Genomic DNA, 15,641 nt, shown 5'->3' on the forward strand with positions numbered 1-15,641 from the left:
GAGTGCTGCCACAACCGGCTGAAGCAGTTCCGCGCCCTGGCCACCCGCTACGACAAGCGAGGCTGGAACTACCGCGCCATGGTGGTGATTGCCGCATTACTGCTGTGGCTCCCCAAGTGATTCACCAGACACGCCCTAGACAGGGAAGTGATCAGTGAGCCTCTTCGTCGTCAAGCATCAGCATCCGGCCGGCAGCTGTCCCGCCCAAAACCGCGAGATGGCCCCGATGCTGGCCCGTCAGCTCTCACCGGCCAATGCCCAGCAGCACGGTCTGCTGATCCAGGCAGAGGCTGTCGTCAACAACGCGCACACACTGTACCTGATCGTCGACGCGGCCGATCAGGAGAGCGTCACCCGGTTCATGCAGCCCTTCGCTCAGGCAGGCTCGGTCGAGGTGCTGGCCGCATCGTCCTGTGAGGCGGTGATCGCCCGGGGCGGCTGCGCACTGGTGTGATCACACGGCAAGCCCCGCTCTCCCAGCCGTGGGATCGCAGCGGCTGCCTCGCGTGGAGTGTTGCAGCTGCGCCGAACCCTCCCGCGCACTGCCGGCGGCGCCCGCGGCAACATCGTGCGTTGTCTGCGCGCAAGCCCCGCAATCTGCGATGACTGACCCTCCCGTACCCCTTTCGTGGACGCCCTCGTGCCGTACTGCAAGCATGAGGCGAACGTTTCGGAAGGAGCGCGATCGTGGCAAAACAGTCAGGCAGGATCGAATCGCGTACGCTGCGCCCCGTCTCGCGCCGCACGATGATCAAAGGCGCGGCGGCGTTGGCGGCCGGCGTGCCGCTGGCGATGAAGGCCGGCTGGGGGCCATACGGCTCGAAGGAGAGCTTCCTCGCCCGAGCGCAGGCGGCGCCGATCCAGTTCCAGCTCGTGCCCAGCGGCATCAAGGATCTCTTTTCCCAACGCCACGGCCACGGTCTCGATCACGCCCGGCGACCTGGCCGACGATGTGCAGGTCGTGGCGCAGAACATGCCGCCGAACACCACCTTCACCTGCTACTTCATCCAGAGTCCGACCAAGCCGTTCGGCGCCTGCCAGTACTGTATGGATCTGAAGACCGACGCCTACGGCTACGGCACGACCTTTTTCCACGGCATCACGACGCAGGCCTACGCGATGAACGCCGAGAACGCAGGGGAGTCGCAGAACGAGGACGGCCCGGCCTCCGGCACGCAGCTCGAACACTTCGGCATGTGGTTCTCCAGCCTGCAAGACGCGCAGACGGTGCTGAACAATCCCAGCCTCACCGGCACGCCCTTCGACGGCGGCACCCCTCCCGCGCACGCCGGCCCGCAGGCGATGAACGACGGTTCACCCGACCCCAAGTTCTAAACGAGCGGCGATCAGGCGCTCCGCGGCCAGTCCGCACGCGAGGCCGCAGCCCGCCCGGCCTCGCGTGCGGCCCGCGCCCCGGCAAGCGTGTCGACTTCCAGGAAGGTCTGCCGCCGGTGCTCCCAGCAGTGGAGGTGATACGCGTTGCGGGGCGTCTGTTCGCCGGCGGTGCACCAGAGCAGGCCGGGTCCACTCACCGGGGTAATCAGGGTGGCGCATGTGACGCCACGCTCCGCCATACCCTCGTCGGCTCCTCTTTTGTGCGTTGGTGACTCCGCTCTCTACTCCAGGGGAAGGTGCGCTGCTCAGCACGTCTTGATGCGCCACTCACGACCGCCTGGCGCTTCACGCGCTGGTCGCCCGTGTTCAGGAGTAGGGGTATAGGCTGCGGGCGGTGAGCAAGATATGTGCGCCTCCTGGGCTGCCATCGCGGCCGCCGCGAGCGAACGATCGTGGTCATGGCGTTGTGGCGAGCTCTGCTCTGCCAGCAAGGCTCGCAGGCGTTATGAGGCGCGGGTTCGAGCCTGAACGCTCGGGGTTGCCGTGGCGGCCGACGCCGTGGTCTTCGTGCTCGCGGTCGACGCCGTATCGCTGCTGGCCTGAGCGGTGCTCGCTGGCTGCGTGGCCGTGCTGGCGGCGTGGGCCGTCGTCTGCATAGACTGCGCGGCGATCAGGCCGAACAGGCTGCTCGACACGAGCACGCTGCCGACCGCGCTGGTCTGGAGCCAACGGCGGATGCGCTTGGGGCTGCGGGCGCTGTTCGTGGTAGCCATGATGAGAACTCCTTGAATTCGTTGGATGCCTTGCCGGGTGTCGTGTCGTGTTCCTGTCTTTACACTAGGAGCCGGCGATTGAGCGTTGATTGGCGATAGCTACGTACGCTCCCATCTCGTGCACATCTGTTTCCCATCCTTCCTGCCTGCCGCAGGGCACGCCGGAGCCGCGATGCACGAACTGAACCTGCGGGCGATGAACACCGATATCCGCCTGCTGGCGGCAGACAGCGGCGACCGCACGCAGGCGCGGCTCACGCGGGCGGCCGAGAGGTTTGCGGTCCATGAACGCGCGCTTAGTCGCTTCGACCCGGCGAGCGATCTCTCTGCCCTCAACCGCGCCGGGCCGGGCTGGACGTGGGTGCCGGAGCTACTGTTTCACGCACTGACCGCAGCCGATGCCCTGTTTCGCCAAACCGGCGGCCTGTACAACCCGGGCATCCTGTCCGCGCTGGAGGCCGAGGGCTACGATCGCTCGTTCGAGCAACTCGCACCGCCACTCGATGACCATGTGCGGCGGCCGGCGGTGCCTCCCGCACCGCCGATCGCCGTGCTCTTTGCCAAGTCGTATGCGCTTGACCCCGAGCGTCAGGCGGTGCGGTTGGCGCCCGGCGTGCGGCTGGATCTGGGCGGCATCGGCAAGGGGCTGGCCGTGGATGCCGCGGCGGCTGAACTCGGCGATCAGCGCGGCTTCCTCGTCGATGCGGGTGGCGATATCCGCGTAGGCGGCACGAGCCCGGACGGCGGCGACTGGGGCATCGCCGTGCAAGATCCGACCGACCTGGACCGCGATCTCGCCGTGTTGGCGGTGCGCGACGGCGCCGTGGCAACCTCATCCGTGGGGCGCCGGCGCTGGCTGCGGCAGGGTGAGGTGGTCCATCACCTGATCGACCCGCGCACCGGCCGCAGTGCGGTAAGCGACCTGCTCGCCGCAACGGTGCTCGCGCCGGCCTGCGCGACGGCGGAGGTCTTTGCCAAGGCCGTGGTGATCGCCGGGGCCGAGGCGGGGTTCGCCCTGCTTGAGCGGCACAACCTGGCTGGGCTGGTCGTGGACCGCGAGCGACGCCTGCGCGTCAATCCGGCCATGCAGCCGTTCCTCGTCGACACCAGTGCCTGAGCAGCGCTGCCACGGGCAAGGCCGGTCCCGAGGAGAGAGCGGAGGTGCGGCGATGGAGCACGTCACCTGGTACACGATCCGGACGGCCGGCATCACGGCCTATCTGCTGCTCTTCCTCACGGTAGCGACGGGGCTGGTGCTCTCCGGTCCCGGCGGCGCCTGGTGGAAGGGGATCCCGATCCTGCCGCTGCACCGCTTCCTCACCTGGCTGATGGGCGCATTCCTCGCCGTCCACGTGCTGGTGCTGCTCGTCGATACCTACCTGCGCTTCAGCCTGCTCGCCGTGCTGGTGCCGTTCACCTCTGGCTTCGAACCGTTCTGGACGGGGATCGGTGTGCTCGCGTTGTACCTGCTGGCGTTGGTCGTGGCCAGCACGGCGATTCGGCGCGAGCTGCACAACCTGCTCTGGTACGGGCTGCACCTCCTGAGCTATCCGGCGTTCGTGTTCAGCACCGCCCACGGCATCAAGACCGGCGCGGACACCAGGCACGGCTGGATGCTGGCGCTATACCTCGCCTGCACCGCCATCGCCGCAGCGCTGCTGGCGCGACGCTTCACGCGCCTCGCGGCGGGCACGCCGGACCGCCTGCAGCGCTGGGGGCCGGGGGTGATCGCCGGCGGCGCCTTCACCGCGATGGTGCTGGTGCTGCTCAGCACCCGCGTGGGCTACCCCTGAGGCGCTCGGTGGGGCCACCCGTCCGCACGCTTGCGAGTGACCGCCGCTCGACCTGATTCAGCTACTGCGTTTCCACCGTGTGGCCCGAAGCAGAGAGTCGTTCACGGTCGCCTGGGGCGGGTTGTGCCCTCTCACGCCCGTTCGGCTGAGTGTGCCGTGCCTCACAAGCACAACGTCGCCGCGCCAACGCCGGCCACCATCCGGCGGGGCATGGGCTCCCGTACCTCCAGTGACATCAGGGACGAAGCACCGACGCGGTGGACGCATCCGCCACGCCTTGCGCCGGGTGTACGACAGGAGCGATGAGAGGAGCCACGACGATGGCCACGACGAACACCGCCCGCAGCCCCAAGCGCATCCGCCGCTGGCTCCAGACCAGCGCGGTCGGCAGCGTGCTCGTGTCGAGCAGCCTGTTCGGCCTGATCGCCGCGCAGTCGTCCGGCGCCGCGGCTCAGGCCGAGAGCGCTCCCGTGGTCCCGGCGTTCACCTGGCACTCGCCGGCGCAAGGCGCCGAAGTGGCCACGCGGAGCACGGCTCCGGCGGTGGTGACACCCCCAGCCGTGATGACACGCAAAGCAGTTCCGAGCGTCGCGGCCACTCCCACCGTGCACGCCCGCACGCGTGCCTCGTAACGCCTGCTCGCCTGCACGCCCGCCGGTGGCGCCAAAGCCGGCCGCCGGCACCGCGCATCCGAGCCATGATCTCGGCTTCCCCTGGTATCGAGGGCCAGAGGAATCTACCGGGGCCCGGCGGTGCGCCTACGCCCCCTCGTCCATCGCCATCGTCAGGCCGCGCACGTAGCTCGGCGCGAACAGCAGGCAGATCAGCACGATCGGCAGGGCGGCGATGCCAATTGCCCCCGTCGCCTGGGTGAACTCGCCCAGGTCGAGCGAGATCACCGCCAGTCCTACCGTCACCGTCTGCTGGTCGTGGTGAATCAGGAATGTGCCGGCGTAGAGCAGGTCCGAGGCCATCATGCCGACGCAAAAGACGCCCGCGGCGATGATGACCGGCCAGCTCATGCGCAGCGTCAGGCGCAGAAAGGCCTGCACACGCGTGCCGTCCAGCAGCGCCGCCTCTTCGGTGTCCGGCGAGAGCGCGGTGAAGTGCGTGTAGAACAGCCAGGTGCAGAAGGGCACGGTCAGCGTCTCGTAGAGCAGGATCACGGCCAGGAAGGTGTCGGAGATGCCCAGCCAGATGAAGAGCTGGTAGACCGGCACCAGCACGGCGATCTGCGGCACGAAGTAGCTGGCGAGCAGCAGGCGCGCCGTCCAGCGGGCGCCGGGCGGCCGCAGCCGTGCCAGCGCGTAGCCGGCGAGCAGGCTGGCGACGAGCGCCACGACCAGCGCCACGCCGAAGATCACGGCCGTGTTCTGCATCCAGGTCCAGAAGGCTTGATCACGCAGCGGCTCAGTGAGGCCAGTCAAGCTCGGATGCAGCGCCCAGAAGGGATTGCCGTCCGTGTTCTCCGTCAGCGGTCGGATCGACGAGATCAGCGTCCAGTAGATCGGCAGGATGTGAAAGACGGCGAGGACAAGGGCGGCGACGCTGCCGAGCGCCAGCAGCACACCGCGTCGCAGGCGATAGTGCGCAACGCGACGGCCTTGCCGCGGCGCAGGAGCGGCGGGCGCAGCTCGCGTCGCCGCGGGGGCTGGCTGCGCCGGCAACGATGCCGTTTGCAATGATTGCAGATGCAGCGGCGCGACGCTGCGCTCCGGCACGTGCGGCCGCGGCTCGCGTTCGAAGAAGCGAAAGCCGATGAACAGCAGTGCCGCCACGAAGGGGAACTGCAGGACGTTGATCGCCGCGCCCAGCCCCGTCTGCCCGTGCTCGATGCCGGTGCGGTACGCCAGCGTGCCCAGCAGCGGTTGGAAGATCAGCCCGCCCGTCTGAACGTAGACGATCGTGTAGTCCATGAAGGTGATCACGATCGAGGTGAGCACGGCGAGGACGAGATAGCGGCGCACCAGCGGCGCGATCACCAGCCGGAAACGCTGCCAGGCCGAGCCGGACTCCAGCCGCGCGTACTCCAGCAGCTCGCGCGGAATGCCGTTCAGGCCGGCCAGCAGGAAGACGGCCACGAACGAGGAGCAGCGCCAGACGTTGAAGGTAACGATCGTGGCGAAGTAGTAGGCGCTCGGCCCGAACAGCCCTTCCAGGGTGTCCTTCACCTGCACCGCCTGCAACGTGTAGAAGGTGTGGAAGGGCGGCTTCAGCAACATCATCCAGGCGAAGCCGGAGAACGCCGCCGGAAACACCCAGGGCACGAACACGACCAGGAAGACGAGCGAGCGGCCCCAGAAACGCCACCAGAGCAGCAGCGCCGTCGCCACGGCCAGCACCAGCTCGAGCGCGATCGTGATCGCGGTCAGCACGACGGTGTTGCGCACGGCCTCCCAGAAGGTGCGGTCGCTCAGCACCTCGCGGTAGTTGGCGAGGCCGTTGAAGGCGCCGGGGCCATAAAAGTCCTGGCTGCTGGTGAAACTCAACCAGACCGTGTAGAGCAGCGGATAAACGATCAGCCCGAAGACGAGGGCGCAGGCCGGCAGCAGCAGCAGATAGGCCGCCAGGTGGCGCCGCAGCCAGCCTGGCAGCGCCTCCTGCAGGCGATGCCAGGGGCGCCCCAGCCGCGGCGGCGCCTGCTCTCGCGTCGGCGTCGCGATCATCTCGCTCTCACGTCGGCTGTTGTTCGCCGTACACCGGCAGCGGGGACAACGGCGCCACCGCTGTCCCCGCTGTCAAATTGCCCTGCCGCGGAAACCACGGCTTACTTCGGAACCGCCGTCACGTTCGGGGCCGGGGTCAGGCTGGACTTGTAGTTCTTGGCGTAGATCGGCCCGATCTGGTCGCGTCCGAACTTGAGCGCGTCGTCTACTGTGCCGCCGCCGCGCATCTTGCCGATCATGTCCGGCAGGATGTACTGCGCCAGCACGTCCTCGGCCGCCGGAGTCTGCGGGCCGGGGTAGCCGTAGGTTTGCAGCAGCGCGCCCTGATAGTCCTGCATAACCACGAACTTCGGATCCTCGCTCAGCACCGGCATCGGCTTCACCAACTGATTGGCGAACATCGGCATGTTGTAGCCCGTAGAGGCGATAAAGTTCGCCTTCCAGTTGTTCATGTATGTCCAGAGGAAGGACGTGGCCGCCTCAACGTTCGCTTTGGGCGTGAAGTTCCAGATCGCGAAGACCTGCGGATCCGGCATCGAGAGTTGTGCTTTTGGTCCTTTCATCTCGGGCAGAATGGCGATGGCGTTGTACAGCTCGTCGTTCTTGCCCTGCAGGCTGCGCAACGCGCTGATCGCGTCATGGATGAAGAAACCCGTGCCGGATCCGAGGTACTGGTTGTCCGACACGTCGGCCCAGGCGTAGACCTCATCCGAGTTGGCCTCGGCCTGGAACTGCTTCGCCCAGGTGAGGAAGTCCTTCATCTCCTGGGTATCGAGCGCCAGTGTTTTGCCGTCCTCATGCACTTCACTGGCGCCGAACGACCACATCACCGCGCGCCAGTTGTGGTTCGCGTCGTTGCAGTGCGAAATCGCCAGACCGGCCGCATGGTTTTTCGGCTTGAGCACCTTGCCCGCCGCCAGGACATCGTCCCAGGTGACCGGCGTTTTCAGGCCATTGTCCTTGAGCAGGTCGGTGCGCACCAGCGGCGGGATGATCACGTTGAAGTGCGGCAGGCCCAGCCACTTGCCGTCGATGAACGACGTCGCCTTGCCGATCGGGATCACATCGCCGTAGGCCTTGATCATCGGGTCCATCAGCGGCGTCATATCCACCAGGCGGTTCTGGTAGCGGCGCGTCTGGATCTGGGCGGCGAAGGCGAAGAGGTCGTGCCCTCTGCCGGCGGCGGCCTCGGCCGCGAGCCGGCCCGGCAACTGCGCGATGTCGACGTGGTCCACGCGCACGTTAACGTTGTTGGCGCTGCCCCAGTCCTTCGCGTACTTGTCGAAGTACGTATCGAAGGCCGGCACGAAGTGGTTCCACATCAGGATCGAGAGCGAGGCGCCCTTCGAGACGCTGATCGAGGGCGTGCCGCCTGCGGGGGCGGCCCCGACGGGCGCCTTCGTGATCTTTGCATTGTTGCTGCTGCTGCACGCCGCCAGCAGCGGCGCCAACCCGATGCCGGCCAGGCCGGCGCCCAGCCCCTTCAGCAGCCGGCGCCGATCGAGCCTGCCCTCGAGCGCGGGCGCCGGCTCGGGCACGACTTCCGCACTCGGAGCGGCCTCGGCACGGATCTCCGCAGGACCATCTGCCATGATCTGCCTCCTCGCATCGTCACGCCGCCTTGGATCGCGGCTGGACGGCTGTGCCAAACGCCGGCAACCGGCCGCCTCGACCGGTCGCCGCTGAGCCTGTGCCGATCGGCAGACCAGCGCCGGAACGCCGCCGTGGCGGCGCGGTCTGGTCCTGCCGCCGTCCTACTTGATCGCGCCCTGGCTGATGCCCTCCACGAAGTGATCGAGGAAGAAATTGTAGAGAATCGCGACCGGAATGCCGGCCAGCAACGCCCCGGCCATCAGCTCCCCCCAGAAGTACTCGTCGCCGCGGATCAGGTCGCTGGTGACGCCGATCGTCACTGGCTTCTCCAGCGAGTTGGAGATGAAGGTCAGGGCGTAGATGTACTCCTGCATGCCCAGCGTGAAGGCGAAGATCGCCACGGTCAGCAGCCCGGGGATGCTGAGCGGCAGCACCACGCGCAGGATCGCCTGCAGGCGCGAGCAGCCGTCCACGCGCGCCGCCTCCTCGACTTCGACGGGGATCGTCTTGAAGAAGCCCATCAGCAGCCAGACGCAGAACGGCGTGGTGAAGGTGGGATAGACCACGACCAGCGCCCACTTGGTGTCGATCAGGTTCACGTAGCGCGAGAGGATGATTGTCAGCGGCAGAAAGAGCAAGGCGGGCGGCACGAGATAGGTGAGAAAGATGCCGATGCCGAAGTTGTCCGCGTTGGGAAAGTGCAGCCGTGCCAGCGCGTAGGCCGCGGGCACGGCCAGGATGAGCGTGATCACGACGGTGAAGAACGAGATCACGATCGTGTTCCCGGCCCAGGTCAAGAACTTGGTCTGCTGGAAGAGGTAGGTGTAGTGCGAGAAGGTCGGTGCGCGGTGGAACCAGAGCGGCGGCGTCTTCAGGTCGATGAGGTCGCCACCCTGCTTGAACGAGGTCACCGCCATCACCGCGATCGGGAAGAGTGCGATCACCAGGAAGAACGCAAGCCCCACCCAGGTGACGATCGACTCCCTGAGGGCGCGGGTCAACCAGGTCGTGCCCTGGCGAGCACGCGCCGGCGCTGAGGCGTCAAGAACTTCGCCGGCCATGATCAGATCTCCCGCCGGCGCAGAATGCGCAGCATGATCACGCAGGCGATCACGAAGACCGGCAGCATGAACAGCGAGATCGCCGCGCCCTGCGCCAGGTCGCCGCCCTGAATGCCGTTCTGATAGGCGAGCTCGGGCAGGATGTGCGTCGTGTTCTCCGGTCCACCCCTGGTGAGCAGGTAGACCACGCTCAGGTCGGTGAAGCTGAAGACGAGGTCGAAGAGCAGGCCGATGAACAGGATCGGCGCGATCATCGGCACGATGATGTAGTGGAAGCGGCGCAGGAAGCCGGCGCCGTCCAGCGCGGCCGACTCGAGGATCTCCGGCGGTACGGAGGTGAGGCCGGCGAGCAGGATGATGGCGGAGAAGGGAAAGCCGCGCCAGATGTTGGCCATCATGATCGCGATCATCGCCGGCACCGGCTCGCCCAGCCAGCTCGGGTGGTAGCCGATGCCGATCGCGCCGGTGATGCGGTTGAGCATGTTGAAGGTGGGGTCGAAGAGCAGCAGCCAGCCGAGCGTGGTCAGCGCCACGGGCACCGTCCAGGGCAGCACGAGCAGGGCGCGCAGCACCTTCTTACCGTGGAAGCGGCGCAGCAGCAGGAAGGCGAGCACTGTGCCGAGGATCGCTTTGCCGATCTCCGAGCCGAAGGTGAAGATGAACGAGTTGCGCAGCGCCAGGCGGAAGGTCTCGTTCGACCAGAGATCGGTGAAGTTCTTCAGGCCCACCCAGCTGCCGAAGGGCTGGCCGGTGGAGGCATCGGTCAGGCTGAACCAGATCGAGAGCAGCAGGGGATAGAGCAACAGCAGCCCGAGGTAGATCAGCGCCGGGGCCATCAGCAGGTAGCCGAAGGCGGCCTCGCCGCGCAGCAGGCGGCGCATCCACCCCGCCTCGCGCGGCGCCGGCACGGCAACCGCGGCGGCCTCCGCAGTCGTCGGAGTTCGCGTTAGAGACACGTTGGCAGCCTCCCATGATTGGCGGCGCCCGCCCGCGGCGCCTCGCACCCGCCTGGTGCAGTCAGGAGCCGCGCTGGAGCCGGTCGATGGCGGGAGGCGGGCACGTGGCGCACGCCTGACGGCCGCAGCGGCCGGCGCGGGTTCGTGCCACGCTGGGTACGGCGCCAGGGGCTGCCGTCGCGCGTCGGCTCGTTGCGAAAATCTGTCCTATACTGTGTCCTCTCGGGATTCGAGTCAAGTGCAGGCGGACATATTGTCGGTGCGGCCGCCGATCGGACGCCCGGCATGGCACCGCCCGTATACCAGTACACCGCCGGCCGCATGTCGCCCTGACGCTGCGCCCTCACCCCCGTCCCTTCTCCCAATCCTGGGCGAGGGGCGATCGTGCGGGGCACGACTCAGTCGCTGCCGGATTAACCGCAGGCTGGTCGGAACGCGCGACGCCGGATCGTCTCCTTCGCCCAGGATTGGGAGAAGGAGAGACGAGAGGATGAGGGCCGGCCATGCTGTTTCACGTGAAACATGAACGCTGGCCCGCCGGCTTCAGCGGCCGAGCGCCAGCACGCCCAGCCCGACGACGATCAGCACCAGCGCCAGCAGCGAGAGCAACAACGCCCCGGCGCCGCCGCGCCAGCCGCCTTCGCCCGGACCCTCCCTCAGCAGGGTGCGCAGAGCAACGATCGGCGAGGCCCGGCGCACGCTCAGCTCCACCGGCAGCCGCACCGTCTCCCAGCTCGTGCGCAGCTCGACGGCGCCGTGGTAGCTGCCGGGCGCCAGGCGCCGCGTCGACAGCGTCACGCCGATCTGCTCCTTCTCCAGCCCCTTGAGCAACGGCGGCCCCGCCGCGAGCCAGCTCGCACCCTCCGCCACGGCCGTCTCCACGCGGATGCCCGGCGGCTCGGTCACGACCGTGGCGAAGCCCGCCGTGCGTGCGCCGCGCGCCAGCGGTCCGAAGCGCAGCATCGCCGGCTCGACGCGCAGGCGCGGTCGCTCGCCCGCCTCAATCGCGAACCCGGCCGCCGGCTCAGACGGCACGGCTGGGCGCACTGCCGGCACCGCGAGCCGCCGCTGCCGGTCGTAGGCGTCGCGGCTCAACGCGTCGCCCAATGTCTCCCAGGCCGCGTTGAGCCGCGCCATCGCCGCCGTGGCCGCAGGCGACGCGTTGCGGTCGGGGTGCAGGCGCCGCGCCAGCACCCGGTAGGCGGCCTCGATCACCTCTGCATCGGCGCGCGGGCTCACCTGCAGAATCTCGTAGTAATCCTCGGGCTGCACCGGCTGGAGCTCCGCCATCTTGACTCGTCTCGGCCGCTGCCGCACTCTGCAGCGTAGCACGCCGACCCGGCAGCGACGGGCGGGAAGCGAGGACCAACCATGCCGGCAGCACCGACAGACGAGGCGCAGGTACTGCGTCAGATCGGCGGCCACGTCGCCGCGATCGACTTCGGCGGCACCAACTTCGACGTGCTATTGCTGCGCGACGGCGAGCTCACACGCCGCTTCTTCCCCGCAGGCCGGCCCATGGACGCGAAAGCCGTTTGCGCCCTGCTGGCGAAGAGCGGTGTGGCGGACCTGCGCGAGCTGAACTGGATCGCCGTCACCGGCGGACGGCACCAGTTCCTGCCCGACGCGATCAACGGCACGCCGCTGGTCAAGGTCGGCGAGTTGCAGGCGATCGGCCGCGGCGGCCTGCTCGCCAGCGGCCTCGACCAGGCGCTCGTCGTCAGCCTCGGCACCGGCACGGCGATGGTCGGCGCCCGCGGCGAGCAGGTGCGCCACCTGGGCGGCACCGGCGTGGGCGGCGGCACGCTGCTCGGCCTCAGCCGCCTGCTGCTCGGCACCGCCGACGCCGCCACGATCGATGAGCTGGCCCGCCAGGGCGACCCGGAGCGGATCGACCTCACCGTGGGCGACATCGTCGGCGGGCCGGTGGGCATGATCCCGGCCAACGCCACCGCCTCGCACTTCGGCAAGGCGTCGGGCATCGTCGCCGGGCCGTGGGTGGGCGACGAGGTGCAGGCCGGCCGCGAGCACGTGGCCGCCGCGTTGATGAACATGGTGGGGCAGGCGACGGTGCGGTTGGCGCTGCTGGCCGCCAACGCCAACGGCTACCCCTCGCTGGTGCTGATCGGCCACCTGGCCGACCTGGACGGCATCCGCAAGGCGGCGGGCATGATCGGCGCCCTCTTCGGCGGCGAGATCATGGTGCCCGCCAACCCCGGCTTCGCCATCGCCCTCGGCGCCCTGGCCGAGGCGGCGGGGAGGGAACGGGGTATAGGGAATTAGGGAAACGAGGGGCGAGCGTTCCCTTCTTCCTCGCTTGACGCCCGAGCAAGCGATCGCTCAGTCCAGGGCGTCACGCAGCTCGTCCGGCGGCACGGCGATTTCGACGCCGGCGCGCTCCTCCTGCAAGAGCATCGAGACGCGCGAGTCGCGCTCTGCCCAGCCGCGGTTGAGCGCCTCCGTCATCTCCTCCAGCGCCATGTTGGCCAGGCGCATCGGCACGCGGTGCTCGCGGCCCAGCGCCGTGGCCAGGGTCATGTCCTTGTGCGCCAGCCGCAGGGCGAAGGCGGGCGGGTCGAAGACGCCGGGAAGGAACTGATCGACCAGGCGGTCGAAGGTGCGCCTCCTGCCCAGCGCCCCCTGCCGCACCGCCTTGAACAGCGCCAGCGGCGGTACGCCCGCCTTCACGCCCATGGTGAAGACCTCGGCCAGCCCGGCCTGGATCGTGTAGCCGGCGCAGTTGTGCACCAGCTTCGCCACCGAGCCGGCGCCGATCGGCCCGACATAGTACGGCTCGTCGCCGATGTCCAGCAGCACGTGTTTGTACTGCTCGAAGACCGCCTCGTCGCCGCCCACCCAGAGCGCCAGCTTGCCCGTGCGCGCGCCGGACGGCCCGCCGCTCACCGGCGCGTCAAGCAGGTGCACACCGCGCTCCGCGAAGATGCCGTGCAGGCGGCGCACCGTGGCCGGCGCGTTGGTGGTGAGGTCGAAGTAGGCCGTGCCTTTGCGCATGCCCGCCAGCAGGCCGTCGTCGGCAAGCGCCACGGCCTCCATCTCCGGCGGGCCGGGCAGCGAGGTGAAGACCAGGTCGCTGCGCTCGGCCAGGTCGCGCGGCGAGTCGGACCAACTCGCGCCGCGTTCGAGATGCGGTTCGGCCGCCTCGCGGCGCAGGTCGTGCACGACGAGCTCGTGGCCGGCGCGTTGCAGGCTGGCGGCCATGTGCTGGCCCATCGTGCCCAGGCCGATGAAACCGATCTTCATCCCCTACCTCCTGGGGCGGTATCCGTCGGGTAGATATCCGCGGATGGCGGTGCTGTTGGGCCGCGGCGAGTTCAGCGAGTTCGCATGTGGGTGGACGGCCCCACGTGCGGAGGCCACCAGTGGGCGCGTGCGATGCGCCGTTACCAATACGTCGTGTGGCAGGGCAATCAGTACGGGCACGATCCGCCAGGCGTCCAGGGGCGCGATGCACGCGCCCCGCAGTGCGCCGTACGTGTACCACCGTTTGCGCCGTCCACTACTCTTCGCGCTCCGCGAATACCTGCTTTGCGCTTCGAAAGCTGCGGCCGCTCCCACACGTCGCCGTTTCAATCCTCACCCAGCGCCGGGTGCGAGCATCGTGGCCTGCGCCTAATGAGGCGCGCGTCACGTTTCGATCGGTTCGTCAAACTTCGGCGCAATTCCGCGGATCGGGTTGATGGGTGATGGGCGTTGTCCCGGTGTTGTCACGCTGAGCCTCCGTTACCCAAGATGCACACGGCGCGCGGTCGTCTACTGGCAACCGGCCCGACTGTACCACGACGGGAGCATGACGAGATGCCGGCAAGCAGCTACCGCATCTACGCGGTCCAGTACGCGCGGCGCGAGACGAACTCCTCCGAGTGCTTTTACGGCGACTACCGCCGCGAGCCGATGACCATGGCCTATTTCGTCTGGGCGCTGCGCGACGGCGAGCGAACCGTGGTCGTGGACCTCGGCTTCACCGAGCCGGTGGGCACGCGCCGCGGCCGCACCTTCACGCGAGGCATCGACGCGGGGCTGGCGCAGATCGGCGTCGATCCGGCGGCGGTGGAGGACGTGATCGTCTCGCACTTCCACTACGACCACACAGGCAACCACGCGCTCTTTCCGCAGGCGCGCTTTCACGTGCAGGCGGCGGAGATGGCGTTCTGCACCGGGCCGTACGCGGGCAAGCCCGCCTTCCGCCACAGCGCCGAGCCCGACGATGTGGCTGCCTTCGTGCGCTACAACTACGAGGAGCGGGTGCGCTTCGTGGAGGGCGAGGCGGAGGTCGCGCCGGGCGTGCGCGTGCACCACGTCGGCGGGCACACGGCGGGCATGCAGATCGTGAGCGTGCAGACGGCGCGCGGCACGGCCGTGCTCACCTCCGACGCCTCGCACTACTACGCCAACTTCGAGCAGGACCGGCCGTTCAACACGCTGCACGATCTGCCGGGCGCCTACCGCGCCTTCACCCGCATCCGCGAGCTGGCGGACGCCACGGATCTGATCGTGCCCGGCCACGATCCGCTGGTGCTGGAGCGGCTGCAGCCCGTGGCCGATGGCATCGTGCTGCTGGCGTAGAGCTTGCCCGGGCTAACTGCAGGCCGTCGGATCGTCGGCGGGCGAGGCGGGCACCGGCGTGCGCGCCAGCACGCCGGCCGCGGAGGCCGGATCGGCGGTGGCCGCAAGCAGCTTCGCGTCCTGCAACCGCGCCCAGCCGGCGAGCTGATCGGCAGCCGGCGGCGTGCCGTAGGCGACCACCTCGACGTAGACGACCAGCTCGCCGCGCATGAACACGTCCTCGCTGACCGTGTACCAGGCGCCGCGGCCCGCGTCGAAATCGTTCCAGATCGCAGCGGTGTCCACGTCGCCGGCGCCCAGCGAACCGAGCGATTGGTAGTTGGGCTTGTCGCCGTTGAGCGCGCCGAGCACGTCGCCGTTTGCCACGCTGCCGAGGATCTGCGGCAGGCAGACGGCATCGGCGTGCGGGGCCGAAAGAATGAGCGAAAGCAGCGTGCCGGCGTCGGCGTCGTCGGTGAAGATGCGCGTGCGTTGCTCGCGCACCTCGTCGGGCGTGGCCGGCGGCGAGGTATCGCCGGCCAGCGTGAAGCCGGGCAGATCGTCCTGGCCGAGCAGCACGACGGCCAGATCGTCGCCCGTGACCGTCTGCGCCCGCGCAGTCGGGGTGAGGAGCACGGCGGCGCAGCTCAGCACGAGCACGGCGATGACGGCGAAGCGGATGGCTGTACTCCCCCGCGGCAGGCTGCCGACACGCCTTCAGCCTACCGCGTTCGCCACGCCGAGCCGAAGCCGCGCCGGCTGTCGCGGTTCAGTGAAAAGGTCAGGGTAATCGTCCCGTGAGTTTGTCACGAGCGGTAGGTACGCCACGGGTGAGCGCTTGGGGGCTTGGGTTGCTTGATCGGACCGAGGCCGGTGCCGCGTGGCGCATCGCGGGCACGC

The 15,641-nt window shown here is 68.7% G+C and carries 17 protein-coding genes; 8 read left to right on the forward strand and 9 right to left on the reverse strand.

The features are described from left to right. The 3 genes from VKV26_23215 to VKV26_23225 form a co-directional block, all read left to right on the forward strand. Positions 1–120 (forward strand): IS5/IS1182 family transposase (locus VKV26_23215; GenBank protein HLZ72824.1); only part of this gene is annotated, 120 nt, incomplete at its 5' end. A 34-nt stretch (positions 121–154) separates the two neighbouring features. Further along, entirely contained in the window at positions 155–454 is a 300-nt protein-coding gene (locus VKV26_23220; protein HLZ72825.1) for a DUF3303 family protein, read from the forward strand. 507 nt (positions 455–961) lie between these two features. After that, the gene (locus VKV26_23225) at positions 962–1,336 is read left to right on the forward strand and encodes a hypothetical protein (protein HLZ72826.1); all 375 of its coding nucleotides are present in this window, start codon (positions 962–964) and stop codon (positions 1,334–1,336) included. Between the two features lie 11 nt (positions 1,337–1,347). Here the strand turns inward: VKV26_23225 and VKV26_23230 are convergent, their stop codons facing one another. Further along, positions 1,348–1,575 (reverse strand): hypothetical protein, encoded by a 228-nt coding sequence (locus VKV26_23230; GenBank protein ID HLZ72827.1) that lies wholly within the window; start codon positions 1,573–1,575, stop codon positions 1,348–1,350. Positions 1,576–1,839: 264 nt separating this feature from the next. Further along, positions 1,840–2,109 carry a hypothetical protein gene (locus VKV26_23235; protein ID HLZ72828.1) on the reverse strand — a complete coding sequence of 90 codons (270 nt, stop codon included), beginning with the start codon at positions 2,107–2,109 and terminating at the stop codon, positions 1,840–1,842. Positions 2,110–2,281: 172 nt separating this feature from the next. Here VKV26_23235 and VKV26_23240 point away from each other — a divergent pair, with 172 nt between their 5' ends. From VKV26_23240 to VKV26_23250, 3 genes are all read left to right on the forward strand, one after another. Beyond that, entirely contained in the window at positions 2,282–3,226 is a 945-nt protein-coding gene (locus VKV26_23240) for an FAD:protein FMN transferase (protein HLZ72829.1), read from the forward strand. A 52-nt stretch (positions 3,227–3,278) separates the two neighbouring features. Further along, positions 3,279–3,902 carry a hypothetical protein gene (locus tag VKV26_23245; GenBank protein ID HLZ72830.1) on the forward strand — a complete coding sequence of 208 codons (624 nt, stop codon included), beginning with the start codon at positions 3,279–3,281 and terminating at the stop codon, positions 3,900–3,902. Between the two features lie 320 nt (positions 3,903–4,222). Further along, positions 4,223–4,534 (forward strand): hypothetical protein, encoded by a 312-nt coding sequence (locus VKV26_23250; protein HLZ72831.1) that lies wholly within the window; start codon positions 4,223–4,225, stop codon positions 4,532–4,534. Positions 4,535–4,660: 126 nt separating this feature from the next. Here VKV26_23250 and VKV26_23255 read toward each other — a convergent pair whose 3' ends face one another. From VKV26_23255 to VKV26_23275, 5 genes are all read right to left on the reverse strand, one after another. After that, entirely contained in the window at positions 4,661–6,568 is a 1,908-nt protein-coding gene (locus VKV26_23255) for an ABC transporter permease subunit (protein HLZ72832.1), read from the reverse strand. A gap of 101 nt (positions 6,569–6,669) precedes the next feature. Beyond that, positions 6,670–8,160 (reverse strand): extracellular solute-binding protein, encoded by a 1,491-nt coding sequence (locus VKV26_23260; GenBank protein HLZ72833.1) that lies wholly within the window; start codon positions 8,158–8,160, stop codon positions 6,670–6,672. A gap of 162 nt (positions 8,161–8,322) precedes the next feature. Beyond that, entirely contained in the window at positions 8,323–9,222 is a 900-nt protein-coding gene (locus VKV26_23265) for a carbohydrate ABC transporter permease (protein ID HLZ72834.1), read from the reverse strand. Between the two features lie 2 nt (positions 9,223–9,224). After that, positions 9,225–10,103, reverse strand: coding sequence for a sugar ABC transporter permease (locus tag VKV26_23270; protein ID HLZ72835.1), 879 nt, complete (start codon positions 10,101–10,103; stop codon positions 9,225–9,227). Between the two features lie 618 nt (positions 10,104–10,721). Next, the gene (locus VKV26_23275) at positions 10,722–11,468 is read right to left on the reverse strand and encodes a J domain-containing protein (GenBank protein ID HLZ72836.1); all 747 of its coding nucleotides are present in this window, start codon (positions 11,466–11,468) and stop codon (positions 10,722–10,724) included. A gap of 81 nt (positions 11,469–11,549) precedes the next feature. Between VKV26_23275 and VKV26_23280 the strand changes: the two genes are divergently transcribed. Beyond that, positions 11,550–12,461, forward strand: coding sequence for a Fumble domain-containing protein (locus tag VKV26_23280; GenBank protein ID HLZ72837.1), 912 nt, complete (start codon positions 11,550–11,552; stop codon positions 12,459–12,461). A 57-nt stretch (positions 12,462–12,518) separates the two neighbouring features. Here the strand turns inward: VKV26_23280 and VKV26_23285 are convergent, their stop codons facing one another. Then, on the reverse strand, positions 12,519–13,439 hold the full coding sequence (locus tag VKV26_23285; GenBank protein HLZ72838.1) for an NAD(P)-dependent oxidoreductase: 921 nt from the start codon (positions 13,437–13,439) through the stop codon (positions 12,519–12,521). Between the two features lie 555 nt (positions 13,440–13,994). On the opposite strand from VKV26_23285, the gene VKV26_23290 reads away from it, so the two are divergent. After that, positions 13,995–14,762 carry an N-acyl homoserine lactonase family protein gene (locus tag VKV26_23290; protein ID HLZ72839.1) on the forward strand — a complete coding sequence of 256 codons (768 nt, stop codon included), beginning with the start codon at positions 13,995–13,997 and terminating at the stop codon, positions 14,760–14,762. A 12-nt stretch (positions 14,763–14,774) separates the two neighbouring features. Here the strand turns inward: VKV26_23290 and VKV26_23295 are convergent, their stop codons facing one another. Further along, the gene (locus VKV26_23295) at positions 14,775–15,377 is read right to left on the reverse strand and encodes a hypothetical protein (protein HLZ72840.1); all 603 of its coding nucleotides are present in this window, start codon (positions 15,375–15,377) and stop codon (positions 14,775–14,777) included. Positions 15,378–15,641: the final 264 nt, after the last annotated feature.

Source organism: Dehalococcoidia bacterium, from assembly GCA_035310145.1.
Taxonomy (GTDB): Bacteria; Chloroflexota; Dehalococcoidia; order CAUJGQ01; family CAUJGQ01; genus CALFMN01.